The sequence below is a fragment of the Bacillus sp. YC2 genome (assembly GCF_019891195.1).
GTDB lineage: Bacteria > Bacillota > Bacilli > Bacillales > Bacillaceae > Bacillus.
On the sequence record NZ_JAHXDO010000001.1, the window covers coordinates 418,979 to 442,633 of the forward strand.

The following is a 23,655-nucleotide window of genomic DNA, read 5'->3' on the forward strand; positions in this document are numbered from 1 at the left end:
CTATAAATATCGGGTATTGTTTGTCCTTTATAAATGTTTAAATGTGAAAATTTTTTTAATATCTTGTCAAAATCGTCATAAATATGTGTCTTTTAGTTCATTTTTACAACATGACAAAAGAAACAGGAGGCAGAAAAACCGCCTCCCTTCCTTTATTTCACAAATAATGATTTTAATGCTGTTTGCAGCTGTAAATCATTATTTTCATCAGATTTCTTCTCATTAATCAGCTGATTCATTTTCTCCGCTGTTTTTTTGTCAATGACTGCCGTTTTATCAAGCTTGTATCGATCTTGAAAAGCAAGAACGGCTTTTTTCATCGTTTTGCTGTAATATCCGTCCGCCCGGCCCGGATCAAAGCTTAAGCCTTTCAGCAGGATTTGGGCGTGTTTCACATCCGCATTATTCATATCAGGCTGAAGAGGCTGTTTAAGCTGAAGAGGCCCCGCAGAGAAATACTCCGGCTGGCTCATGGCGATTGTCGGCGTAATTCCTTTTTTATGAATCCAGTTGCCTTTCGGTGTGAGCCATTTGTAAAGCGTCAGTTTAATGTTGCTTCCGTCACCCATAGGCACGGCCTGCTGAACCGTTCCTTTTCCGAAGGAGGTATCGCCGACAACGTCATAATGTCCGGCTTCCTTCAAAGCGCCCGCAAGAATTTCAGAGGCGGAAGCACTTCCTTTATCCGTAATGACATTTATGGGGTACGGCTTTTTATGTTTTAAGGTTGAGAAATATTGTTTTTTATCCCCGTCACGTTCCGCGATTTGAATGTACGGCATGTCCTTTGTAATGAAATGCTTCAGAATCTGCTCCACGCTTTGGAGATAGCCGCCGGGGTTCCCGCGCACATCAATAACCAATCCTTCAATTCCTTGTTTTTCAAGCTTGCTCAGCGCTGATGAGAAGTCTTCTGCCGTATGTTCTGAAAAAGTCGAGATCCCGATATAGCCGACAGGACGCCCCCCTGCTTCTTTTCGGGAAGAAAATACGGTTTCCAGCGGAATCTCCGCTCTTTTAATGCGGAAGGACAGCTGTTTTTCCGTGCCGGGACGCTGTACTTTAATAGAAACCTTCGAGCCTTTTTTTCCTCTTATTTTGAGTACGGCATCATTTAAATCTTTCCCGTCCATTGATTCGCCGTTAATGCTGATGATCTCATCATTCGGCTTGAGGCCGGCTTTTTCTGCCGGTGATTGCTTAAACGGTGATACAATAATAATTTTATTGTCTTCCATTCCGACTTCAGCGCCGATTCCTTCAAAAGAGGAATCAAGCGAATCAGAAAACTGCTTGGCTGTCTGCTTGTCCATATAAACGGAATAAGGATCGTTTAATGTAGACAGCATCCCCTGAATCGCTCCTTCAAGCAGCTTTTCCCTATCTACCTTCTCTACATACTCATTTGAAATTAAGTCATATGCTTTTTCAATTTTCTCCATCGCTTCGCTTCTTTCAGCGCCGGATGGATCAGGCTTTGCCGCCGCGATGTCCGCACCGCCGCACAATATGCTGACTGCGGCTATAACTGCGATCATTTTTTGCTTCATCTTTTACCTCCTCCTGTCCTTTTACGAAAACCTGGAGATAGTATATGTAAAGCTGAAAGAATTCATGTAATGACAGTAAAAAAATGAAATCGTTCGATTGTTTCACATAAATGGATAACGTATAATATTTTGTATGAACTACATTAAATATACAGAAATGAGAATCCAATATGAAAATGAAAATTTCTATATTATCTGCCGCCGTCTTAGCTGCTGGCATTATCGCTTTTGCCTTTACTAAAACGGAGGCCAATGAACAAAATGAGGCGGACTGCCTGTACGTTTCTCCTAGCGGAAATGACCAAAATGAAGGAACGAAAGAAAAGCCGTTCCGCACGCTGAAGCATGCGTCTGAAGAAGCCGCAGCCGGAACAACCGTATTGATTCGGGAAGGGACATATGATGAAACCTTTGAAGTGAAGCACAGCGGCACGGCCGAAAAGCCCATTACGTTTAAAAACTATGAAAATGAGAAAGCGGTCATCAGCGGAAAATCTGCTGCGCGCACCGATTCTGAGACGCCGTTAATTCAGATACGCAATAAGAATTATATTACCATTCACGGTGTAACGCTTGAGAACCTTTCTGTCTCATCGGAAGATGCAACAGCCATGGGGATTTATGTGACTGGATCAAGCAGTCATATTGCCATTGACAGCAACCATGTTCAGAACATTAAAACAACGGCTGATGAAGGCAACGCACACGGAATCGCGTTCTACGGCACTGACGGCATGAAGGATATCAAAGTCACAAATAATACAGTTGAAAAGCTGACGCTCGGCGCAAGCGAGGCAGTTGTGCTGAACGGAAACATTGACGGCTTCACGATCGCTGACAATACAATCCGCAACAATAACAATATTGGGATTGATGTGATCGGATACGAAGGAACGGCGAAACAAAACGATTATGTGCGAAACGGCGTCATTGCGAACAATACAGTCAGCGATAATTCCTCTTACGGAAATCCCGCATATGGGAACGAATACTCAGCGGGCGGAATTTACGTTGATGGGGCAGAACATGTCGAGATTAAGAAAAACACCGTTTACAACAATGATCTCGGAATTGAAGCCACGTCTGAACACAGAGCGAAATACGCCACAGATATTCGGATCACTGAAAATAAGGTGTACAATAATGCTTACACGGGTATTTCAATCGGGGGCTATGACACAAAGCGCGGCGGCACAATGAATTCTGTGATCGCTCACAACATTCTTTACCGCAATGATACGAAAGGGCTTGATGGCGGCCAGCTGCTGCTTCAGCACGATACAAAAGGGAACACCATCGAGAAAAACATCATGACGGCAAGCCGTTCACGAATATTTATCGCAAATGAATTCACGAAAAATGAAGGCAATACCGTCAATCATAACGTCTATCACAAAGAAAGCGGAAAAGACGGCACCTGGTTTTGGAAAAAGAAAGAATATGACACATTTTCAGCCTATCAAAAAGGAACGGAAAATGATTCGGATTCGATTTATGCTGATCCGATGTATCGTGACGAAGCGTCTTACGACTTTACATTAAAGCCGGAGTCACCGGCATGGCCCGTCATCAAGTAACGGAGATATCAAAAAAGCCAGTCTGTTATCAGACTGGCTTTTACAATTACACACGTAAGAATTTGCGAATAGATGTCAGGCTTCCCCATACGCCGATCACCGCGCCGATCAGAATGAGCACTAGTGATATTTGGAACACAAACGGACTGTACGGCAAGAGGGAAACAAATGATCCCTGAACCTTCGGAGCCACCCAGCCGACCATTGATTGATACGTGCTCAGTACGAGAGCGATCGGTATGACAGAACCGAATACCCCAAGCAGCAGCCCTTCAAGGAAAAACGGCCAGCGGATAAACCAGTTTGTCGCGCCGACAAGCTTCATGATCTCAATCTCTTTTCTTCTTGCAAAAATCGTAATCTTAATCGTGTTGGAAATAAGAAACATTGCCGTAAACAGAAGGCCGATAATTAACGCAATCCCGATATTGCGTGATACGCCGACGACTTTAAACAAACGGCTGACTTCTTCTTTTCCGTATGTCACTTTATAAACATGATCAAGCTTTTCTATTTTTTTCGCCACTTTCGGCGTATCATGCGGATCTGTCGTTTTGACGACAAACGCGTTGTTCAGCGGATTTTCCTGATCTTTCATTTTCATAGATTTTCCGCTGTCGCCAAAGCTTTTGACCAATTGGTCAAGCTCTTTATCTTTAGATGAAAAATCGACGCTTTGAATGCCCGAGAGCTCTTTAATCTGGCTCTGCAGCGTATCCTGCGCTTTTTTATCAGCTGTCAAATCAACTAAAACCTTAATTTCCACTTCTTTTTCAGCGTTTGACGCCATATTGTTTAAATTCAGCATAATGACTAAAAACACGCCGACCAAAATCAGTGTAACGGTTACTGCACTAATAGATGCAAATGTCATCCATGTGTTTCTCCCGAGAGATTTAAAACTCTCACGCAAATGGCGCCCGAGAATTTTAATCATAAGAACCATACTCCCCTCTTGACTCATCACGCACAATGATCCCGTCTTCGATTGCAATGACCCGTTTCTTCATGGTGTTTACTATTTCTTTATTATGCGTCGCCATAACGACAGTCGTTCCGCGATTATTAATCTCTTCCAGCGTCTTCATGACTTCCCACGAAGTATCCGGATCGAGGTTTCCCGTCGGTTCGTCAGCTATGACAACATCAGGGTTGTTGACGATTGATCTTGCTATGGATACACGCTGCTGTTCCCCGCCGGAAAGCTGGTCGGGAAATTGTCTCGCTTTATGCTTCAGCTGCACAAGATCGAGCACTTCAAGCACGCGTTTTTTAATGACTGACTGCTGCTCGCCTATCACCTCAAGCGCAAACGCGACGTTTTCAAAAACCGTCAGTTTCGGAAGAAGTTTAAAATCTTGGAAAACAACACCTATTTTACGCCGCACGAAAGGAATCTCTTTCTCCTTAACCGTTGCGAGATCTTTATTATTAATCAATATTTGCCCCTTTGTGGGCTTTTCTTCTCTGTAAATCATTTTGATAAAAGTAGATTTTCCGGCTCCGCTCGGTCCTACGACATAAACAAATTCTCCGGGATGAATCTTGATTGACAGCCCGTTAATTGCCTTTACACCGTTTGGATAGGATTTATATACTTCTTTCATCTCTATCATGAAATCACCTAATCTTTTATTTATGTCTTGCAGCCATAGAGTTCGCTTTTCATCTGCGGTTTATGGCCGAATCATCAGGAAACAGATGAAAAATCTGAAAGTTCCTTTTCCTCAGTACACTTCATTATACGTCAAATTTAGACATAATACTATTACAGTTTCTTTTCATTCCCAGTCCGTGAAAAAACCTTGCCGTCATGAAAGGCAAGGTTTTGCTGTTATTTTTTCTGTGACAGCCATTTCGCGATCTTCGCGGCGTCCTCATCACTTACAAGATGGCTCGGCATGTTGCCGCGGCCGTTTTTAATAATGCTTTCAATTTTGGCTTCATCGTACTTCCCGCCGACTTCTTGTAAATTCGGGCCTCCGCCGCCCTCTAAATCTTTGCCGTGGCAGCCGATGCAGCTTTGCTGATAAAGCTCTTCCCCTGCGGAAGCAGACGCTTTTGAGCTTCCTGAACTGTCTGAGCTGTCTTTTTTCGAATCATTGGAACCGCATGCCGCCAGCAGGACAGACATGGTAAGAACCAGAATAAGTATCGCCCATTTTGATTTCATATGTAAGATGCACCCCTTTACGCATATTATAACCTCGTTCAGGCGCGTTTGAAACCCTCACCGAGCACCTCGCTTGCGTCTGCCACAATGACAAAAGCTGACTCATCAATTTGTTTGACCACTTGTTTCAGTTTTGTGAATTCTGTTTGCCCAACGACACACATTAGAATCGGACGGTCATGATCGGTATATCCTCCGACAGCTGAGATTTTTGTTACACCTCTGTCAATTTGCGTAAATACAGCTGATCTGACTGCTTCTTCATGTTCTGTAATGATTAAAGCCATTTTAGAACGGTTGAAGCCGACCTGTACGACATCGATCGTTTTACTTGAAATAAACACGCCGAGCATCGCATAAAGGCCCTGTTCAATACCAAAGACGAGCATGGCGCTTACGACAATTAATCCGTCCATCACGGCAAGACAAGTCCCTAAAGAAAGCCCCGTGTATTTATGAATGATTTGTGCCGCCAGAGCCGTTCCCCCCGTTGAGCCTTTTCCGAGATACACGATGCCGATCCCCGTTCCGATTCCGACGCCTCCGAAAATAGCCGCAAGCAGTTCATGCGTCGTGGCGGGAGGCAGATCCCGTGTTAAAAAGACGACGAGCGGCAAAACGATAGACCCGACAAGTGTCTTCATTCCAAACTTACCGCCGAGAATGATCACTCCGGCAATAAACAATGGAATGTTAATAATCCACTGCACATAAGCCGGTTCAAAACCAAACGTCTGCAAAATGGTGCTGATTCCGCTTACTCCGCCCGCTGCGATCCGGTTCGGCAGTAAAAACACATTAAACGCCACACCTGTAATCGCCGCGCCGATAATGATATACAAATAATCCTTTATCAGGCGGAGCGGTTTATTGTGATTCACATTCATAATAAATCCTCCGTTCTCCGATTTTCTCTCGATAGCATTTTAAGTCTTCCCGGCTTAGAAGTAAATAACAGCCAAATACCGTATTAATTGGCTAAAGCGCTATTGTGAAAAACGGATAAAGAGAATGGAATAAAAAAACACACCTTGCCGGAGGCAGGTGTGTTTTCCTATTATGAAAGCTTAGAGCGCAAATAAGCATCGATGAAGATGTCAATATCGCCGTCCATTACCGCTTGTACGTTCCCCATTTCTGTATTTGTCCGGTGATCTTTCACCATGGAATACGGATGGAAAACGTAAGAACGGATTTGGCTGCCCCAGCCGATTTCTTTCTGTTCACCGCGAATTTCGTCAAGCTCAGCCTGCTGCTCTTCAATTCTGCGCTGATACAGCTTCGCTTTAAGCATTTTCATCGCTCTGTCGCGGTTTTTAATTTGCGAACGTTCCGTCTGGCATGTGACGACCACATTTGTCGGCAAGTGGGTAATCCGAACGGCCGAATCCGTCGTATTGACGTGCTGTCCGCCCGCACCGCTGGCCCGGTACGTATCGACTTTAATATCCTCTGTCCGGATGTCAATATCGATTTCTTCATTAAATTCAGGCATAACCTCACATGAAACGAATGACGTGTGGCGGCGGCCTGAAGAATCAAACGGAGAAATCCGCACGAGACGGTGCACGCCTTTTTCAGCTTTTAAATAGCCGTATGCGTTATGGCCTTTTATCAGCAGTGTGACTGATTTAATTCCTGCCTCATCTCCCGGCAGATAATCAAGCGTTTCAACTTTGCATCCGCGTCTTTCCGCCCACCTGGTATACATTCTGAGCAGCATGGAGCCCCAATCTTGAGATTCCGTACCGCCGGCACCCGGGTGAAGCTCTAAAATCGCATTGTTTTTGTCATAAGGTTCGCTGAGCAAAAGCTGAAGCTCAAATTCATTCAATTCCTTCGTTAATGACTTCAGTTCTTTCTCAAGCTCCTGCTGAAGCTCCTGATCAGGCTCTTCTTTTAAAAGATCATACGTCATTTGCAGCTCTTCATGAGATTCGCTCAGCTGATGATATGAGTTGACGTAGTCTTTTAAACCGTTCGCTTCGTTTATAACGGTTTGGGCCTTTTGCTGGTCATTCCAAAAGTCCGGCTCCGCCATTTTTTCGTCTAATTCAGCAATGCGGGCTTCCTTTGCTTCGAGGTCAAAGAGACCCCCTAAAGTCCGCTAAACGAGAAGCCATATTTTCGAGTTCTGCCCTGATTTCTGAAAATTCCATTCCATTCACCTCATTAAAAGATCCGGGGCGCCAAAAGGCGCAGACCCGGTCGTTTATCGCTTATATCCAGACGGATTTTATTCTGTCCGGCCGCAGCAATTTTTATATTTTTTTCCGCTTCCGCAATGGCAAGGCGCGTTGCGTCCGATATCAACGACTTTGCGAACCGGCGCTTTTTTCGCCTGTTTCGCCTCATCGCCGTCCTGCGGCTGATGAGCCGTCGTTTGGCCCTGAACAACCTCTTCGCGTTCCAGATTGCTTTCAATCTCGGCCTTCATCACAAACTTCGCCACCTCGTCCTCAATGGACTCGATCATGTTCTCAAACATCGCGAAGCCTTCCATTTGGTATTCACGCAGCGGATTTGTCTGCGCGTAGGCGCGAAGGTGAATCCCTTGGCGCAGCTGATCCATCGCGTCAATATGATCCATCCATTTTGAGTCGACGGCGCGCAGCACGATGACTTTTTCAAATTCACGCATCTGCTCTATGCCGAAGTTCTCTTCTTTTTCATTATATTTCGTCATGATCCGATCCATGATCAGTTCATGCATTTCTTCAGGTTCTTTTCCGAAAATGTCGCTCTTCTCAAGCGCACCTTCATCAAGATACGTCGTATTTACAAGCTCCACGAGTCCGTCGAGGTTCCACTCTTCAGGAAGCTCCTCTCTCGGCGTATAAGCAGCGATCGCCCGTTCAAGAGATGACTTGATCATGCCTTCTACAATATCCCGCAGGTTTTCAGAGTCAATGACTTCAAAACGCTGCTTGTAAATGACCTCACGCTGCTGGCGCAGCACATCGTCATATTGCAGAAGCTGTTTACGTGAATCGAAGTTGTTTCCTTCCACACGTTTTTGAGATGATTCTACGGCGCGCGACACCATCTTGCTCTGAATCGGCGTCGAGTCATCCATACCGAAACGGTCAAGCATCGCCATCGTCCGCTCAGCACCGAATCTGCGCATAAGTTCATCTTCCATAGAAAGATAAAATTGTGTAATGCCGGGGTCTCCCTGACGTCCTGAACGTCCGCGAAGCTGATTATCAATCCGGCGCGATTCGTGGCGTTCCGTACCGACGACAGCAAGGCCGCCCAGCTCTTTTACGCCTTCGCCGAGTTTAATGTCGGTTCCGCGTCCGGCCATGTTCGTCGCGATCGTGACAGCGCCTTTTTGCCCCGCTTCTTCAATGATCTGCGCCTCACGCTCATGGTTTTTCGCGTTCAGCACCTGATGCGGAATTCCTTTATTCTTCAAAAGCTTAGAAATCAATTCAGACGTTTCAACGGCAACGGTACCGACCAGCACAGGCTGTCCCGTCATGTAGCGCTGGGCCACATCCTCTGCCACCGCCTTGAACTTTCCTTCCATTGAACGATAGATTAAGTCCGGACGGTCATCACGGATAACGGGCTGGTTAGTCGGAATGGAGACTACCTGCATATTATAAATATTGCGGAATTCTTCCTCTTCCGTTTTGGCGGTTCCGGTCATCCCGGCAAGCTTTTCGTACATCCGGAAATAGTTTTGGAACGTAATCGTCGCCAATGTCATGCTTTCGTTTTGAATTTCCAGACCTTCCTTCGCTTCAATCGCCTGGTGAAGGCCTTCGCTGTAACGGCGTCCTTTCATCAGACGGCCCGTGAAGGAATCGACGATAACGACCTGTCCGTCCTCAACAACGTAATCTACGTCCTTCTGCATTGCCGCATGGGCTTTTAAAGCCTGGTTGATATGATGGTTGAGCGCGACGTTTTTGACATCAAACAGGTTGTCGATGCCAAAAGCGTTTTCCGCCTTCGTCATTCCTTCTTCCGTAAGCTGGACACCCTTCGTTTTGACGTCATACGTGTAATCCTGATCCTTCTTCAGCGTGCGGACAAATGCATTTGCCTGCACATAAAGCTTGGTCGATTTTGCAGCTTGTCCGGAGATGATCAGTGGCGTTCTGGCTTCATCGACTAAAATCGAATCGACCTCATCAATCACGGCAAAGTGAAGCGGGCGCTGCACCATTTGTTCTTTATAAAGCACCATGTTGTCACGCAAATAATCAAAACCGAGTTCATTATTCGTTGAGTAAGTGATGTCGGCTGCATATGCTTCGCGTTTTTCGTCTTTTGACATCGAATTCAGGTTCAGGCCGACCGTCAGACCCAGAAACGTAAAGATTTCGCCCATTTGCTGAGCATCACGGCTTGCCAGATATTCGTTGACCGTTACGATGTGAACGCCTTTTCCGCTCAGCGCATTTAAATAAACAGGAAGAGTTGAAGTCAGCGTTTTCCCTTCCCCTGTTTTCATTTCAGAAATATTCCCCTCATGAAGGGCGATGCCCCCCATCAGCTGCACTTTAAACGGGAACATGCCGGTTACGCGGCGTGAAGCTTCCCGAACGACCGCAAACGCCTCAACGAGAAGATCATCCGTCGTTTCTCCTTTTTCAAGACGCTCCTTAAATTCAATCGTTTTATGTTTAAGCGCATCGTCAGAGAGGTTTTCGTAATCTCCTCTTACAGCATCAATATCGTTAGCTATTTTTTCGTATTTGTTCAGCGCACGTTTGGTCGGATCAAACATTTTATTTAAAATCCCAAGCATCTATAACGCTCCTCTATGTTCACATGCGTTTTCACGCATGGATAAATAATAATTTACTGTCCATGTATACCTCTCATTATCATACCATACCTTTTGTTATTTCCAAAGAATTTGCAATTAAAGAAAGAGAAAAACCTTCCGCGCGTTCACGGAAGGCTGGATGTGTTTATTCAGTCGGTTCAATTAATCCGTATTTCCCGTCATTCCTGCGGTAGACGACATTTGTGAGATTCGTCTCCGCATTTGTAAATACGAAGAAATTATGGCCGAGCATATTCATTTGTAAAATCGCTTCTTCATTATCCATCGGCTTTAAATTGAAGCGTTTCTGACGGACAATATCAGGGCTGTCATCCTCTAGTTCATCCTGAACTGCTACGCCCGTATCAGCGGCGCTGCCGTTTTCGAATAAATGTTTCGGTGATCCCTGTTCGCGGAATTTGCGGTTTACCTTCGTTTTATGCTTGCGGATTTGACGTTCCAGCTTGTTTGTTGCGAGATCAATGGCATTGTACATATCCTCGTTATGCACCTCTGAACGAAGTGCCAGATCAGTCATCGGAATGGTAACTTCAACTTTTGATTCTTTATCGTTGTAGAATTTTAAGTTGACGTTTACGTCGGCGTTGACGCTTTGCTCGAAATACCTCTCCAGCTTGCCGATTTTTTTCTCCACATGATCCTTTAACGCGGGTGTAACCTCAATGTTTTCTCCTCTGATATTGTAGTTCATCAAAGAACGCCTCCCTTTATCTAAGGATATGTATCTATTTCTCTATTACCCTTTATGATCCCTGCCGAAACGAAAAAATATTGTGTAAAATCAGTGAACGATGACGAATGGTGTCGGTTTTGCCTGACTTCCATCAGCCGGTTACAAGTATATGCAAAACACGCAGGCAAAAGACCTGCCGGATTCCAGCAGGTCTAGTGAATGACATACGGTTTGATACAATGGTGGGTCTGCTCCATCCACAGCTTATAATGGGGCAAAAAGCTGTTTTTTAAAAACTCCTGAAATGATTCAGACGGAAAATCATAATCATTTAACATGCTGAAATCCTGAAAGATATCGTCAAATGATTTGATGGCGATTTCCACGCATTGATTTTCAACAATTGACAGAAGGAGCGTATGGGAAGAATCAAGATGGAAAAAAGCCTGAATCAGATCGTTGTAAATCCGTTCGCCTTCCGTCTTAAAAAAATCATCATGCGTATCCAATAAGTAGCAAAGCCCCTCATCAATCGTAAAAAGAAGCTGGTAATAAGCTGACACCAAATGGTAATCGTTCAAACTTCTCAAAGCACTCACCTATTTACGTTTGTCGTAATAACGGCCGTCACTCGTTGTTTGATGATACGGATTAAAATACGTGTTGTGATATACACGTTTTTTCTTAAGCATCTTGATTTCGTTTCTGACAATCTCTTGAACCCTTTTCACTTCGTCTGTAATCAGACGGTCCCAAGCCGTCACCTGCTGCAGCATCGCTTTTTCTTCTTCGGAGAAAGGCGGCTTTATAGACGCAAGCATCCCCTCCCTTTTCTCCGTAAACACCGTGATGCTTTCAACGAGGCTGTCACTTTCCGGAGCGCCTTTTAAGGCCGAGTACATGTCCTTCGTTTCGTTATATAGAGAAAAGACGCCGCTGTTCATCAGGCAAGACCGCCTGTGCCATGGTTATTTTTCCGTTCAGTCTGCATGGCCTGCTTCCACGTATCGCGAAACTCAGTAACAAGCTTTTCTGCCTCATCTAAAACATCTTCATTATTTTGCACATTCGCTTCGATTAAACGGCGGCGGATGTAATCATAGATAGATGACATCTGCTCAGAAATTTCAATCTCCCGGTTTAACGTAAGGCTGAGCTCTTGAATGATGTTTTGCGCCTTCACAATATTTTCATTTTTGGCTTCAGGGTTTTTTTGCCGCATGGCCTGCTTGGCCAATTTGATAAAACGCAGACATCCGTTATAAAGCATGAGTGTAAGCTCTTCGGGGGCGGCTGTATAGACGGACGTTTGCTGATAAGCAGCAAAGGGATTATTTATTGCCATTTTTATTAAACCTCCAAAATTATGATGTTGAAGATCCTAACATCGAAGTGAGATATGAAGATTGGCTGTTTAATTTCTCCAATGCCGACTCCATAGCGCTGAATTTTTTATAATATCTCGTTTCGATGTCATCCAGCTTCGTTTTCATATCAGAAATATTCTTTTCTACCTCGTTCAAACTTTTTCCGATCGAAAAGCTGGTCGATACAGAGCTTTCAGTTCCGGCTTGTTTTGTGATTTTTGTTTGCATCGCGCTTAATGTATCTTTTAATCTTCTGGCAATGCCCTGCTCTTCGGTATTTTTGATGGTCTTGCCGGTTGTGCTGTCTGTAGTCGTGCTGTCTGCATTAAACAGCTTAGCCACCAGAGAAGGATTTTCAGTAATTTTCGCTTTCAATTTTGCTTCGTCTTTAATGACGAGCTTTCCTTGATCGGCATAGTTATCAGACGTTTCGATACCAAAATCGGCAAGCTGATATTTTTTCCCGTCAATCGTCACGGGTGAATACAAATCAATCCGCATCTCCGCCAAACCGCTTTGCAGCGTGCCGTCGCTCCGAAGTAAACCGCTTTTTGCTTTTTCCTCCCACTGCTCAATCTGCTTATCAGTCATTGCCTCTCTTTGTTCATCGGTTAACGGTGTATAGTCGCGATACTTTGATTCAGTCACCTTCGCGTTTACATTTTTAATCAGCGTATTGTATTTATCAACAAAATCTTTAATATTATTAAAAATGCCGTCTGTATCGGTCGTGCTGTTAATCGTAACCGTCTTATTGTTTTCCGTTACGCTGTTTAACGTATATTTGATCCCGTTGATCGTGAAATCATTTGACGTTTTCATCATTTCAAGTCCGTTAAACGTAAATTTCGCATTTTTTCCTGCAGCGTTTGCCGTAAGTTCATTTGTCGTATCATCAACGGCAAAACCAAGCTGATCCGTCAAAAAGCTTTTTGTCGTATCATCTGCGGCTGAAAGTTTAAACTCTTCCCCTGTTTTATTGGATGTCAGCGCGATCGTATCCACATAATCCGTGCCGTTAGAAATCTTTTCTTTTAAAGCCGTGACACCGAGACCGGCACTATTCAGTTTAGAGACGACATCATCAATCGTGTCGGTTGCAGTAATACTCACGCTTACTTCAGTCGGCTTTGTTTCTCCCGGATTTGTGACATTGAATTTCAGGGTGCTGGCTGTACCTGAAGTGAAATTGATGGCGCCCGCGGATTTATACGTCGTCGGCGTTGCCAGCTGCTGAACTGACATGCTTGTTGATATATTTTGCTCGGCACCGACTGCCACAGCGCTGACGCTGGAATCCGAACTCGTCACTGTTTTTGTATTCCAGTTTGTGGATAGCATCATATTATTAAAAGTAGTTGAATACATATCGGTAATTTGGGTATTCATATCCCGATAAGCATCACGCTTCCATTCAAGCGTCTGCTTTTGCTGGTTTAATTTATTCAGCGGCTGTTTTTCGGCATCCATCAGCTTTTTAACCAATGAATCTACATCAAGACCGGAATTAATGCCTGTAATTCTTGTGACCATATGTACCTCTCCTTTTCGACTTTAGTCGCAGACGGCTCTATGAAAACAGGGAGTTTCCGACTGTTTATCATATCACAGCACCGTGATTGCATGATCTTATTCTTATATCGGTTAAATTAAAAGGTTTTCAATATTTTAACTGCAAATTATGACGTTTCATTTTGTCAATTTTGTTCTTGCTTTGAGACGCTGTGTGAGGTTTTACTTGTGGGGGAATGCTGAAGAAATAAAAAAAGACCCTGGATAACCAGGATCTTTCTGTTATTAACCTTTAAGCAATTGAAGAACTTGCTGAGGCTGTTGGTTAGCTTGCGCAAGCATCGCTTGAGAAGCCTGAGTAAGGATGTTGTTTTTCGTGTACTCCATCATCTCAGAAGCCATATCTACGTCACGGATACGTGATTCAGCAGATGTCAGGTTCTCAGAAGAAGTACCAAGGTTGTTGATTGTGTGCTCTAAACGGTTTTGAACCGCACCAAGTTTAGCGCGCTCGCTAGATACTGTGTCGATAGCTGTTTTGATTGTTGTAAGAGCTGAAGACGCAGCTTTAGCAGAAGATGAGATGTCGATACCTTTAGATAATTTATCGCCTTCTTGTAATTTTTCAGATCCTACAAGTTTTCCATTAGTATCATAATATCCAGCAGCTTTTGTGACTTCACCAGAAGTTGGGTCTTTTTCTTCATCTGCCCAAGTAGCAGTGCTTTTTCCATCAGCTGATTGAAGTGTTCCATCAGCTTGAACTGTATAAGCCGTGCCGACTTTTAGGCTTTCAGAATCCATTTTATTGATAGACAAAGTCATTGTTTGACCTTCGTTAGCTCCGATTTGGAACGTAAGATCTTTTGCAGACCCGTCAAGAAGTTTTTTCGTGTTGAACTCAGTGTCAGTAGAGATTCTTGTTACTTCAGACGCTAATTGGTCCATTTCTTTTTGAAGCTCAGAACGGTCAGAATCAGTGTTTGTATCGTTTGCCGCTTGAGTCGCAAGTTCGCTCATACGCTGAAGAATGCTGTGAGTTTCGTTTAATGCACCTTCAGATGTTTGGATAAGAGAGATTCCGTCTTGAGCGTTTTTAGACGCCATGTCTAAACCGCGGATTTGAGAACGCATTTTTTCAGAGATCGCAAGACCCGCAGCGTCATCACCAGCACGGTTGATGCGAAGACCTGAAGATAATTTTTCCATGTTTTTAGAAGCAGCGTTTGAACCTGCGTTCAGCTGACGGCTTGTGTTAAGAGCCGCGATATTGTGGTTAATTCTCATTTTGTATTTCCTCCCTGAATTGTTTTTCGCACGTCCTTGTGCATATTTGCAGCTTCAATCAAAAGAAAATATTTCCTCTCATTGGCTACACTATATATATCGGACGGCCGCTTCTATTGTTTATATGAAAATAAAAAAATCCTCACTTTTTTTGTGAGGATAAATTAAGCAATAAATCAGTATTAAAAGAAACCGCTCTGTTGTTTTCTTCCAGGATGGACAGGTATATTTCTTTGCGGTGGATATCAACGTGCTGAGGGGCTTCAATTCCCAGCTTCACTTGCTCGCCTTCAATTGCAATCACTTTTATTTCAATATCGGGACCAATCTGAATGGATTCATTCACTTTTCTCGATAAGACTAACATGATCCTCCTCCTATCAAATGTTTAGTTTCAAAGGAAGCATCATGCAGTATGATTTGTTTTGCCTTCATTTCCTTTTTATTGACGACAATCGGCGCTTTTAAATTGGCAGTTGTGTTTTCAAACGGCTCTTCAATCGTTAAAATCGCCATAACCTCAACGTCTTCTATGTTTTCGATCTTCAAAAGCTCAATTGTCGCGTTATCAATGTCGAATTCGTACCCTTTAAAGAAAATAAACGGACTGGCGACAATGAAGGCGATGTGCTCCTGTTTGACAGACTGCAGCGCTAAAAACGGCGAATCCTCTGACAAAGGAAGAACAACAAATTGAGTCTCGTCATTAAACCCGGGCAAGCCGTTTTCAAATGAGATGATCTGCCCTTCGTCTATTCTGATTTCCCCGTGGTATTTTGTTTGAATAATCATGCTTCACAATCCTTTACAACTTTCATCTTTTATTCTGTTTTGCCGTCTTCAACCGATATCGTTACTTTAGGGTCTTGTATCATATCAATCTGCACATTAGCCGGTGTGAAGTTCCATATCGGCTTATGGGCGGTTGCTTCAATTGACGGCTTGTGAGCTTCAATATCAACCGTAAGCTCTGAAGGAATACAGTCAATGTCGACAAGAAACTGCGCAGGCAGAAAGTCACTGAATTCGCCAAATGGATCGGGTGGTCTGACCTCGGCTGCCTGTCTGGCCATTACATTACCCGTTTTCTTTTCAATAGCAGCCATTTCCTTTCCTTCCCTGACCGTTTTTGCAATAAATTCACTGCAGGCTTCCGCCCCTTTTTGGGCAGCTTCGGCGTTGAGCTTATCAAACGACTTCAGATTCAGATTCTCCCAAGCCCTCGTCTGATCAATGGTCAATTTTGCCGGTTTGCTTTCAATTTTCAAATCGGCCGGCGGCTGCTCCATTTCCAAGTCGGCCGGCGGCTGCTCCATCTCGATTTCTTCCTTCTGAATGGTAATACCGATTTTAGCAGGCACACTGTCAATAATCAATCTCGGCATCTGCACAGAAATCCCTCCTCAGTTTGCATGTTCTAGTAAAAAAAGCGATCTCCCAGTTGTGAGTCGCTTTTTTTACAGAGTTTGAAATAGCAGACGAAATGTATTGTTACTTCAGAAAGTCAATCAGTGACGGCTGAATGATGTTCGCATTTACAGACAGCGCCGCTCTATGAACAGCATACTGAGTCATATAATCAACAATCACATCTTCCATTTCTACATCTTCATTATCCGATAACACTTTTTCCGCTGTTGCCTCTTGAGATTCAAGCCTTGTCTTAACGAGTTCCAAACGGTTTGTCCGTGCGCCGATGTTGGATTTCTCAGCATTCATTTTATCCGTAAAACCGTCGATGTCTGACAGAATTTTATCTGAATCAGCTTCAGACAGCGTCCCTTTGCTTAATGAATCTTCTAATGAATTAAGAAATTGAAATACATTATCACCGTTTTGAGCGACTCCCCCAAAGGCTGAATTCGGATCTGAATTCACCTTCAGCACAGCTCCGTTCGAGATGTTAATATTAACGTCTGAAGAGCTGGTGTAGTTCTCATAATTGTACGTGTAAGTACCATCGGCGTTTTCAGTGATCGGCGGAACATCTGAATTAGTTCCGTTAAACAGATAACGGCCGTTTACTTGAGTGTTTGCGATAGAAACGAGCTGTTTTTTCAGCTGGCCGACTTCGGTTCCGATTGCCTTTAATTCTGTTTCACCGTTGGAATCACTTTTGGCCTGAACCATCAAGTCACGGATTTTCCCCATAACATCCGTTGCCGAATTTACGCTTGATTCCGAGTTTTCCAGCCATGTAAAACCTTGCGAGACATTTCTTTGGTACTGGTTAACCTGTGCAAGCTGAGTGCGGTACTGCATTCCCTTCATCGCTACAACCGGATCATCAGAAGCTTTCGATATTTTTTTTCCTGTCTCCACTTGCTGCTGAAGCCGATCGAGTTTGTCATAACTTGAGCCGATAAATCGAAGAGAATTTTTAGCGATCATCCCTTGAGTTACTCTCATTTACTTATCTCCTATCTTCCTCCGGTGCCCATACCGTTAATAATTTTATCGAAAATTTCATCCTGCATTGTAATGATTCGCGAGGCTGCATTATAAGCATGCTGAAACTGAATCATATTTGTCATTTCTTCATCTAACGACACCCCACTGACCGATTGTCTCCGTACATCAGCTGAAAGGGTATTGCTTTCAGAATTTTTCATGAGATTGGCGGCCTTCTGCGAATTGACGCCTAGTTTCCCGATAAGGGATTCATAAAAATCGTTAATCGTTGTGGACTCGCCGTTAATTGTCAGCTTGCTGTTTTGCACTGCGGCTAATTGAGTCGCATTTGTGCCGTCGCTTTTTTGTCCATTTAACGAAGCTGCGATATTGTCAGTGGATGCAAGAATTTTGTCACTGACTTTAATTTTGGCGGCAGCCCCTTTTGTCGGCACGGCTTCATCCCCGCTGAAATCAAAGAAGGCTCCGCCCTGTTCGCCAGTGTATGTCTTTCCGTTTTCATGGACTGCGTTAAACGCATTCGCAAAGGAAAGAGCCATGTCATCAAGAGCCGAAAGCATTTCTGGATAAACCCCTTTTTCTTCTCCATTTGACATATAGCCGTATGACTCAATCAGGCCTAGGAGTGATCCTTTGCCGGAAAAAGCATCTGCATTAACGGTGCTGTCCCCTACGGAAACAGTCGTAACAAGTCCGCTGTCTTTGTCATAGTTTATTTTCATTTCAGAAACGGTTTTGGTTTTACCGTCCAGCAGCGTTCCGATTGAATTGTTACTGCCGTTGAGCAATTCCACATTAACCGTGCCTTCAGCGACTGCCAAAGGGTTGCCGCCTGACTTATTATATGAAACCTTTATATTTGTCATAGAAGATAATTGATCAAGCAAACTATCTCTTTTGTCATATAAATCATTAGGCAGCATGCCGCTCGGTTCAACGGCGGCTATTTGAGTATTCAGGTCGTTCAGCTGATTAAGAATAGAATTGACCTGATCCGCGGTATTATCCAAATTCTTTTTAATATCGCCTTGAATATTCGTCAGTGAGTTTGATATATAGTTAAAACTCTCCGAAAGAGACTTTCCTTGCTCTTGCAATACCGAGCGCGCTCCCGTATTTTCCGGATTCGTCGCCAGATCCTGAAGTGCATTCCAAAAAGAATTGAACGATCCGTTTAAACCTTTATCGTCAAGTTCTTTCATGACGCCTTCCATTTGTGATAATGAATTTGAACGGGCGGTATAGTAACCTAATTTTGTATTTTCATTTCTGTATTGATAATCTAAAAAGCTGTCTCTGACACGTTCCACTGAACCCGCTTTTACACCGGTTCCGATTTGTCCCGCTGTCAGCTCACTATTTTTCGATACAGCAGGGTAAGGGCTCGTTGATTGCAGAGATACACGCTGCCTTGTATACCCTTCTGTATTTGCATTTGCAACGTTATTTGAAACTGTGCTCAAAGCAGTCTGCTGCGCACTCAGCGCACGTCTGGCTGTTTCGAGGCCCATAAAAGTCGATGGCATTGAAATTCCTCCGTTCTAAGCTTTTGAATCGAACAATGTCAAGCGGCTGACAGGCTGGCGGGCCGCTTGCGGCTCTTTATAATTCATATTTTCTTTTTCACCCGGCATTATCATGTCAAATGCAGTGGAAATGAATTGTAAAGCCTGAATCGTCAGCTGCTTATTCATCTCATTCACTTCTTTAAGACGGTCAAGAAGCTCAGAAAGAGATTGAAATAATCCTTCAAGCTCCTGTCTTTCGCTGCCTGAAGTATTGGCGATACACGCAGCGATCGTGTTACCCTCCCCACGGCCGAGAAATTGAGAAGTTAACTTGATCCGTTCTTCTTCTGTCTGTCCGATTGCCTGAATGTATTTTTGCTCTTTAGTCAATATGCTGGAAAGCTCTTTTGTTTTACCTGCTTTCAGCGCTTCCGTTTTCTCCTCAGACAGCGTCAGCAGGTGTTCATTCAATACGCAAAGTCGCTTCAGTTGTTCAATAATTGGCTTTGCTGACATTTGCTTTCTCCTTTTTATTGCTTTTTATAGAAATTAACTATTTTTTCAGCGATGCTGTTTGAATCTATTTTATATGTTCCGCTCTCAATATCAGCTTTCAGCTGAGCGATTTTTTCGTGGCGTGATTTAGTGACCGCATCATTTTGAAGCACTTTTGCATGAGAAGAAATTTCCACTTTGTCTTTCGGCTTTGCAGCCTCTTTTTGTACGGCTTGCTTTTCGAAATTTTTTTGATATGGATTAACGGATTGTGTTCCGTACTGATTGATTTTCATAGGATTCCTCTCGCTTTCTGTTTGCAGTCTAATTCTTTTATCGACTGCGTTATCAGTTAGTTTAGGGAATCAGGTGTTTTTGGTATTATAGGCATAGTATGTGTCTTTAGAACCACTCACACCCTTAGATTCAGCGGCTTTCTCTTGGTTCATATGGTCTAATTGCGTCTCAATATCAGACTGGCAGGTCGTACAGAATTTGCCTGTTCTGATTGGGTTTCCGCATCGTTCACAAGGATATGCTACATTCGGAAGCTGGCTGATCTGAATCCTTTTTTGTTTGATAAACTTGAGGATCAGCTCTTCTTCCACACCTGTTTCTTCAGTAATCTGCTGCATCGTTGACTGCCTGTTTGTTTGCTTTCTTAAAAATTTATAGACGGTTTCAAAAGCTTTTTCTTCTTCTTTAATACACGCTTGGCATACAGTTTGCAGGTTCGTTTTAAAAAATAAAGCATTACACTTTGGACAATTCGCCAATTCACCCATCGTTTTAACTCCTATTCATTCATTAATCTGCCGGATATTTCTATAAATTATATCGGCAAAAAATGAGAATAATTTAGCTCCTGATTAAAGTAAAGGAGGAAACTGATAACGCTTTGCCTTTCGTCAACAAGGCTTCGGCAGCTTGATGTAATGTGGCGCCCGTCGTATAAATATCGTCTATTAATATGACGTTCATACCTTTGGCGGAGTTTACTCTGCATGAAAACTTTTTTTCTGCGGAGAGCCGTTCCGCTTTGCTTTTTTTGGATTGTTTTTCATTGTTCAGCCGGATGAGGGGAGAAATGACCGGCCGTCCGAGAAGCGAAGCCAGCAGCTCGGATTGATTGAACCCGCGTTCCGCTTGCCGTTCAGCGCTCAGCGGAATAGGGACGAGGATATGTGCGTTTGTTGGGTAGGCTGCCTTAAATCCGGCAGCAAAATCATGTTGGAAGGCTTTGATGATTTTCGCATCACCCCTGAATTTAAACCGGGCTAATGAGTCCTTCATCGCTTCATTATACAAATAAACCGAGCGGTTTTGCCCCAATAAAAGGCGCGGTTCTGTTTTTGCTTCCCGCGCCAGACAGTCAGCGCATTTCCGGCTTGTTTGCTGAGGTCTTCCGCACGCAGTGCATACGGGTCCTTGGATCTTTTCAAATTGATTGATGCATGCGCTGCATACATCATGGTCCGGTGCCAGAGAAAATAACGACCTCCATGTCAGTGAACCGGAGATTGGCGAATCGCATAATAAACAGTTCAGAGATTTTACGCTCCTTCCTTCTTCTCACAGAACTCGCTCGGATTGACAGAAACAATCGCCGCTGATTCAGCCAGGATGACGAGCAAAGCCGTATTTTTTTGTTTATCAACCAGCACCGCTTTAGCATAGGCCACTTTCTTTTTATCTGTAACATAGGCCGGTTCAGCCCGGTTTAACGAAAGTGCCAGAACATCATTTTTACAAACTCGGCACGTGCATTTCATATGAAGCTGGGACATATAGCGATCGAGAAGTTCCTTCAATACGATTTCTTTTGAATTGACAAGCATGTTGACAGCTCCTCATAGGAAAAGTATGAGTATACTGTATCACGTTTTCAGAAATTAACTAGTCTGCCAATTTATTTTTTTGTGCCAATTTGTTCATATATTTTATATGTTTTCTTGCTTTTTTCATACCATTCGTTATTCCAAAATGAAACAAGATGACTTCCCCGTTAAAATGTTTGTGATGTCTGCCTGTCCGGCCTGCGATTTGTACAAGAGCGCTCTCAGTGAAAATAGGCGATTCAGCACCGAGGACACATGTTTGAACCTTCGGAATGGTTACTCCTCTTTCTAAAATTGTGGTGGTAATTAACAGATCGAGCCGGCCGTCTCTGAACCGCTTTACTTTTTCTTTTCTGTATGTATCTTCCGCGTGAACGCCTTCTGCGCGAATGTTTAATTTTTTAAAATAATCGGCCGCTTTGTTAAGCACGGGGACCGATGGAACGAATAAAAAAACAGGCAGCCCTGCTTTCAGCTTTTGATATACCCATTCCATGAGGGAGGCCGGCAGCTTTCCGCTTGCAAGCTTCTTCTGCCAATTACCGCACCATAAAAAACGCGGCTCAGGCAAAGGCTTTCTATGATATCTCGCTGGTATACGAACGGCTTTTAAGAGACCTGATTCGGCTTTCTTTTGTAATGTTTCGCCAGGAGTGGCAGTCACATAAACGAGGGTGCTGTTTTTCTTTCTGGCTTTATCGACAGCAAATTGGAGTGTTTGATCGGCAGAAAAGGGAAATGCATCTACTTCATCAATAATCATTACATCAAAAACATCTCTGTAGCGTATGAGCTGGTGAGCAGTCGATATCATGAGCGGAGTCAGGCTGCCTTTGTCTTCACTGGCCCCGTACAGGGCAGAAATTTCGATGTTCTCAAAGGCTTTTTTCAGTCTTGGCAGCAGCTCTAATACGACATCAGTCCGTGGTGTAGCGATACAGACGCGCAAACCGTGATTAAGCGCAAACTCTATTCCCGGAAACAGCATTTCCGTTTTCCCCGATCCGCAAACCGCCCATATCAGCAGCTCCTCTTTCTTTTTCATCGCTTCTATCAGTGCGCCGGCCGCTTCCTGCTGTCCTTCTGTCAGCGTTCCTTGCCACGAGAGCTTTACAGACTCCCAGCGGTTTTCATCGCTTTTGTTCCAGCTATATAAATGGGTTAATTCATCGGCCCTCCCCATCATGACACAAGAACGGCAATAGGTGATGTGCCTGTCAGCAGATACGGACCAAAAGGAAGCGAAGTATTCTTGTTCATTTTGGCCGCAGCGGCGGCAAACACAGCGATTTTTATGCTGAATAACCGACGGCTCAGCTTTTATAAACCCTTTCTCCATATAACGGCTGATGCATTCATCAGAAAACGGCAGCTCCGTTCTCAGCAAATGGCGCCCATAAAGAAAATCGCGCAGAACAGATGATTCGGCATCGGTCATCTTCCCGGCCTCCTTTCTGAGCAAAGTATGCCTGACGGGGGCTTTTATGTCGAATTGCGAAAATAAGAAAATAAAAAATCTCCGTCCTCGAAAACGGAGATTTCCACTTAATTTTTAAAACACCAGGCAATTCCGATTGCACCTTCGCCAAGATGGGTTCCGATTACGGCTCCGAAATAGCTGTTATAAAATTCGACATGAGGGTATTTCCCGCTCAGCTCTTTAATGATATCGCCGGCTTCTTCCTCTCTGTTTGCATGGATGACAGCAGCTTGCATCGGGATTCCTTTACTTGCATCTTCGTCTAAAAGCTCAAAAATTCTAGAAATCGCTTTTTTGCGCGTCCGAATTTTCTCAAAAGGCACAATTACCTTATTGTCAAAATGAAGAATAGGCTTTACCTTTAACAGACCGCCGATAAAAGCCTGCGCACTGCTTAAACGCCCGCCCCGCTGAAGATGTGCTAAGTCATCGACCATAAAATAGGCCCGAACAGTTTTTTTCATCTCTTCCAATTCTCTTATGATTGCTTCCGGAGAATCAGCGCCGTCCTTAATAAGCTGAGCCGCTTTTAGTGCATAAAAGCCCTGTGCCAAACAGCTGATTTCCGAGTCAAAAGGATAAACTTCGATATGGTCAACCATCGCATTGGCCGAGGCTGCGGTGTTATAGGTTCCGCTGATTCCGCTGGAGAGATGAATGCTGATAACCGCATCGTATGTTTTGCCGAGTTCTTCATACAATGCGATTAATTCGCCTAAAGAAGGCTGGGACGTAGTCGGAAGCTCATCATGATTTTTCACTTCTTTATAAAAGCTTCTCCAGTCCAATTCCGTTTCTTCACGGTACGTTTTCTCTCCGAAAACCACTTGAAGAGGGATCATGTGAATATGATTCTGTTCCCTTATCTCTTTCGGAATATATGCTGTACTGTCTGTTACAACTGCAATATTCATCACTATACCTGCCTTATAAAGTACTTAATCAATATTTTAATTGATATTAAGCTATAAAAAAAGAC

At 43.8% G+C, this 23,655-nt stretch carries 26 protein-coding genes; 1 reads left to right on the top strand and 25 read right to left on the bottom strand.

Going from position 1 to position 23,655, the window contains the following annotated elements; genetic code table 11:
- Nucleotides 1–152 precede the first annotated feature (152 nt).
- A complete protein-coding gene (gene ctpB / locus KY305_RS02080) occupies nt 153–1,550 on the bottom strand; it encodes a carboxy-terminal processing protease CtpB (RefSeq protein ID WP_223061139.1) in 1,398 nt (465 codons plus the stop codon).
- Nucleotides 1,551–1,720: 170 nt separating this feature from the next.
- Between ctpB and KY305_RS02085 the strand changes: the two genes are divergently transcribed.
- Nucleotides 1,721–3,127 carry a right-handed parallel beta-helix repeat-containing protein gene (locus KY305_RS02085; protein ID WP_223061140.1) on the top strand — a complete coding sequence of 469 codons (1,407 nt, stop codon included), beginning with the start codon at nt 1,721–1,723 and terminating at the stop codon, nt 3,125–3,127.
- A gap of 46 nt (nt 3,128–3,173) precedes the next feature.
- Here the strand turns inward: KY305_RS02085 and ftsX are convergent, their stop codons facing one another.
- From ftsX to KY305_RS02205, 24 genes are all read right to left on the bottom strand, one after another.
- Complete coding sequence (gene ftsX, locus KY305_RS02090) at nt 3,174–4,064, bottom strand: permease-like cell division protein FtsX (RefSeq protein ID WP_223061141.1); 891 nt, start codon at nt 4,062–4,064, stop codon at nt 3,174–3,176.
- Entirely contained in the window at nt 4,057–4,743 is a 687-nt protein-coding gene (gene ftsE / locus KY305_RS02095; protein WP_214802562.1) for a cell division ATP-binding protein FtsE, read from the bottom strand. Before ftsE ends, ftsX begins: the two co-directional genes overlap by 8 nt.
- Before the next feature lie 218 nt (nt 4,744–4,961).
- Nucleotides 4,962–5,300, bottom strand: a complete 339-nt coding sequence (cccB, locus tag KY305_RS02100) for a cytochrome c551 (RefSeq protein ID WP_223061142.1) — start codon at nt 5,298–5,300, stop codon at nt 4,962–4,964.
- Nucleotides 5,301–5,338: 38 nt separating this feature from the next.
- A complete protein-coding gene (locus KY305_RS02105) occupies nt 5,339–6,187 on the bottom strand; it encodes a YitT family protein (protein WP_223061143.1) in 849 nt (282 codons plus the stop codon).
- 170 nt (nt 6,188–6,357) lie between these two features.
- Nucleotides 6,358–7,459, bottom strand: a protein-coding gene (prfB, locus tag KY305_RS02110) for a peptide chain release factor 2 (protein WP_223061144.1) whose coding sequence is annotated in 2 segments (ribosomal slippage) — nt 6,358–7,386 and nt 7,388–7,459 — 1,101 coding nt in all. Because the reading frame shifts where the segments join, the coding sequence is not laid out codon by codon here.
- A 77-nt stretch (nt 7,460–7,536) separates the two neighbouring features.
- Nucleotides 7,537–10,062: a preprotein translocase subunit SecA gene (gene secA, locus KY305_RS02115; RefSeq protein WP_223061145.1), complete on the bottom strand. Its 2,526-nt coding sequence runs from the start codon at nt 10,060–10,062 to the stop codon at nt 7,537–7,539.
- A 166-nt stretch (nt 10,063–10,228) separates the two neighbouring features.
- Nucleotides 10,229–10,795, bottom strand: a complete 567-nt coding sequence (gene hpf, locus KY305_RS02120) for a ribosome hibernation-promoting factor, HPF/YfiA family (protein WP_223061146.1) — start codon at nt 10,793–10,795, stop codon at nt 10,229–10,231.
- Nucleotides 10,796–10,989: 194 nt separating this feature from the next.
- Nucleotides 10,990–11,367 (bottom strand): DUF8042 domain-containing protein, encoded by a 378-nt coding sequence (locus tag KY305_RS02125; RefSeq protein ID WP_223061147.1) that lies wholly within the window; start codon nt 11,365–11,367, stop codon nt 10,990–10,992.
- Between the two features lie 9 nt (nt 11,368–11,376).
- On the bottom strand, nt 11,377–11,721 hold the full coding sequence (gene fliT, locus KY305_RS02130) for a flagellar protein FliT (RefSeq protein ID WP_223061148.1): 345 nt from the start codon (nt 11,719–11,721) through the stop codon (nt 11,377–11,379).
- Nucleotides 11,721–12,122 (bottom strand): flagellar export chaperone FliS, encoded by a 402-nt coding sequence (fliS, locus tag KY305_RS02135; RefSeq protein WP_223061149.1) that lies wholly within the window; start codon nt 12,120–12,122, stop codon nt 11,721–11,723. Before fliS ends, fliT begins: the two co-directional genes overlap by 1 nt.
- Nucleotides 12,123–12,141: 19 nt before the next feature.
- Complete coding sequence (locus tag KY305_RS02140) at nt 12,142–13,677, bottom strand: flagellar hook-associated protein 2 (RefSeq protein WP_223061150.1); 1,536 nt, start codon at nt 13,675–13,677, stop codon at nt 12,142–12,144.
- A gap of 264 nt (nt 13,678–13,941) precedes the next feature.
- Nucleotides 13,942–14,943: a flagellin N-terminal helical domain-containing protein gene (locus KY305_RS02145; RefSeq protein WP_223061151.1), complete on the bottom strand. Its 1,002-nt coding sequence runs from the start codon at nt 14,941–14,943 to the stop codon at nt 13,942–13,944.
- 142 nt (nt 14,944–15,085) lie between these two features.
- Nucleotides 15,086–15,310 carry a carbon storage regulator CsrA gene (gene csrA, locus KY305_RS02150; RefSeq protein ID WP_003151402.1) on the bottom strand — a complete coding sequence of 75 codons (225 nt, stop codon included), beginning with the start codon at nt 15,308–15,310 and terminating at the stop codon, nt 15,086–15,088.
- Nucleotides 15,304–15,735 (bottom strand): flagellar assembly protein FliW, encoded by a 432-nt coding sequence (fliW, locus tag KY305_RS02155; RefSeq protein WP_214802530.1) that lies wholly within the window; start codon nt 15,733–15,735, stop codon nt 15,304–15,306. The genes csrA and fliW overlap by 7 nt, the downstream gene beginning before the upstream one ends.
- A gap of 29 nt (nt 15,736–15,764) precedes the next feature.
- On the bottom strand, nt 15,765–16,334 hold the full coding sequence (locus KY305_RS02160; RefSeq protein ID WP_223061152.1) for a DUF6470 family protein: 570 nt from the start codon (nt 16,332–16,334) through the stop codon (nt 15,765–15,767).
- Between the two features lie 100 nt (nt 16,335–16,434).
- The gene (gene flgL / locus KY305_RS02165; RefSeq protein ID WP_223061153.1) at nt 16,435–17,352 is read right to left on the bottom strand and encodes a flagellar hook-associated protein FlgL; all 918 of its coding nucleotides are present in this window, start codon (nt 17,350–17,352) and stop codon (nt 16,435–16,437) included.
- Between the two features lie 11 nt (nt 17,353–17,363).
- On the bottom strand, nt 17,364–18,881 hold the full coding sequence (gene flgK / locus KY305_RS02170; protein WP_223061154.1) for a flagellar hook-associated protein FlgK: 1,518 nt from the start codon (nt 18,879–18,881) through the stop codon (nt 17,364–17,366).
- A 15-nt stretch (nt 18,882–18,896) separates the two neighbouring features.
- A complete protein-coding gene (locus tag KY305_RS02175) occupies nt 18,897–19,379 on the bottom strand; it encodes a flagellar protein FlgN (RefSeq protein WP_223061155.1) in 483 nt (160 codons plus the stop codon).
- A gap of 14 nt (nt 19,380–19,393) precedes the next feature.
- A complete protein-coding gene (gene flgM, locus KY305_RS02180; RefSeq protein WP_223061156.1) occupies nt 19,394–19,654 on the bottom strand; it encodes a flagellar biosynthesis anti-sigma factor FlgM in 261 nt (86 codons plus the stop codon).
- A gap of 69 nt (nt 19,655–19,723) precedes the next feature.
- Nucleotides 19,724–20,143 (bottom strand): TIGR03826 family flagellar region protein, encoded by a 420-nt coding sequence (locus KY305_RS02185; protein WP_223061157.1) that lies wholly within the window; start codon nt 20,141–20,143, stop codon nt 19,724–19,726.
- 73 nt (nt 20,144–20,216) lie between these two features.
- Nucleotides 20,217–20,906: a ComF family protein gene (locus tag KY305_RS02190; protein WP_223061615.1), complete on the bottom strand. Its 690-nt coding sequence runs from the start codon at nt 20,904–20,906 to the stop codon at nt 20,217–20,219.
- Nucleotides 20,907–20,911: 5 nt separating this feature from the next.
- Entirely contained in the window at nt 20,912–21,196 is a 285-nt protein-coding gene (gene comFB, locus KY305_RS02195) for a late competence protein ComFB (RefSeq protein ID WP_223061158.1), read from the bottom strand.
- 58 nt (nt 21,197–21,254) lie between these two features.
- Entirely contained in the window at nt 21,255–22,634 is a 1,380-nt protein-coding gene (locus KY305_RS02200) for an ATP-dependent helicase ComFA (protein ID WP_223061159.1), read from the bottom strand.
- Nucleotides 22,635–22,741: 107 nt separating this feature from the next.
- The gene (locus tag KY305_RS02205) at nt 22,742–23,590 is read right to left on the bottom strand and encodes a DegV family protein (protein ID WP_223061160.1); all 849 of its coding nucleotides are present in this window, start codon (nt 23,588–23,590) and stop codon (nt 22,742–22,744) included.
- Between the last annotated feature and the right edge of the window lie 65 nt (nt 23,591–23,655).

Bases quoted from the DNA above. Each gene is read 5' to 3' on its own strand.
- ctpB (WP_223061139.1), bottom strand. From the start codon at position 1,550: ATGAAGCAAAAAATGATCGCAGTTATAGCCGCAGTCAGCATATTGTGC.
- KY305_RS02085 (WP_223061140.1), top strand. From the start codon at position 1,721: ATGAAAATGAAAATTTCTATATTATCTGCCGCCGTCTTAGCTGCTGGC.
- ftsX (WP_223061141.1), bottom strand. From the start codon at position 4,064: ATGATTAAAATTCTCGGGCGCCATTTGCGTGAGAGTTTTAAATCTCTC.
- ftsE (WP_214802562.1), bottom strand. From the start codon at position 4,743: ATGATAGAGATGAAAGAAGTATATAAATCCTATCCAAACGGTGTAAAG.
- cccB (WP_223061142.1), bottom strand. From the start codon at position 5,300: ATGAAATCAAAATGGGCGATACTTATTCTGGTTCTTACCATGTCTGTC.
- KY305_RS02105 (WP_223061143.1), bottom strand. From the start codon at position 6,187: ATGAATGTGAATCACAATAAACCGCTCCGCCTGATAAAGGATTATTTG.
- secA (WP_223061145.1), bottom strand. From the start codon at position 10,062: ATGCTTGGGATTTTAAATAAAATGTTTGATCCGACCAAACGTGCGCTG.
- hpf (WP_223061146.1), bottom strand. From the start codon at position 10,795: ATGAACTACAATATCAGAGGAGAAAACATTGAGGTTACACCCGCGTTA.
- fliT (WP_223061148.1), bottom strand. From the start codon at position 11,721: ATGAACAGCGGCGTCTTTTCTCTATATAACGAAACGAAGGACATGTAC.
- fliS (WP_223061149.1), bottom strand. From the start codon at position 12,122: ATGGCAATAAATAATCCCTTTGCTGCTTATCAGCAAACGTCCGTCTAT.
- KY305_RS02140 (WP_223061150.1), bottom strand. From the start codon at position 13,677: ATGGTCACAAGAATTACAGGCATTAATTCCGGTCTTGATGTAGATTCA.
- KY305_RS02145 (WP_223061151.1), bottom strand. From the start codon at position 14,943: ATGAGAATTAACCACAATATCGCGGCTCTTAACACAAGCCGTCAGCTG.
- csrA (WP_003151402.1), bottom strand. From the start codon at position 15,310: ATGTTAGTCTTATCGAGAAAAGTGAATGAATCCATTCAGATTGGTCCC.
- fliW (WP_214802530.1), bottom strand. From the start codon at position 15,735: ATGATTATTCAAACAAAATACCACGGGGAAATCAGAATAGACGAAGGG.
- flgL (WP_223061153.1), bottom strand. From the start codon at position 17,352: ATGAGAGTAACTCAAGGGATGATCGCTAAAAATTCTCTTCGATTTATC.
- flgK (WP_223061154.1), bottom strand. From the start codon at position 18,881: ATGCCATCGACTTTTATGGGCCTCGAAACAGCCAGACGTGCGCTGAGT.
- KY305_RS02175 (WP_223061155.1), bottom strand. From the start codon at position 19,379: ATGTCAGCAAAGCCAATTATTGAACAACTGAAGCGACTTTGCGTATTG.
- flgM (WP_223061156.1), bottom strand. From the start codon at position 19,654: ATGAAAATCAATCAGTACGGAACACAATCCGTTAATCCATATCAAAAA.
- KY305_RS02185 (WP_223061157.1), bottom strand. From the start codon at position 20,143: ATGGGTGAATTGGCGAATTGTCCAAAGTGTAATGCTTTATTTTTTAAA.
- comFB (WP_223061158.1), bottom strand. From the start codon at position 21,196: ATGCTTGTCAATTCAAAAGAAATCGTATTGAAGGAACTTCTCGATCGC.
- KY305_RS02200 (WP_223061159.1), bottom strand. From the start codon at position 22,634: ATGACCGATGCCGAATCATCTGTTCTGCGCGATTTTCTTTATGGGCGC.
- KY305_RS02205 (WP_223061160.1), bottom strand. From the start codon at position 23,590: ATGAATATTGCAGTTGTAACAGACAGTACAGCATATATTCCGAAAGAG.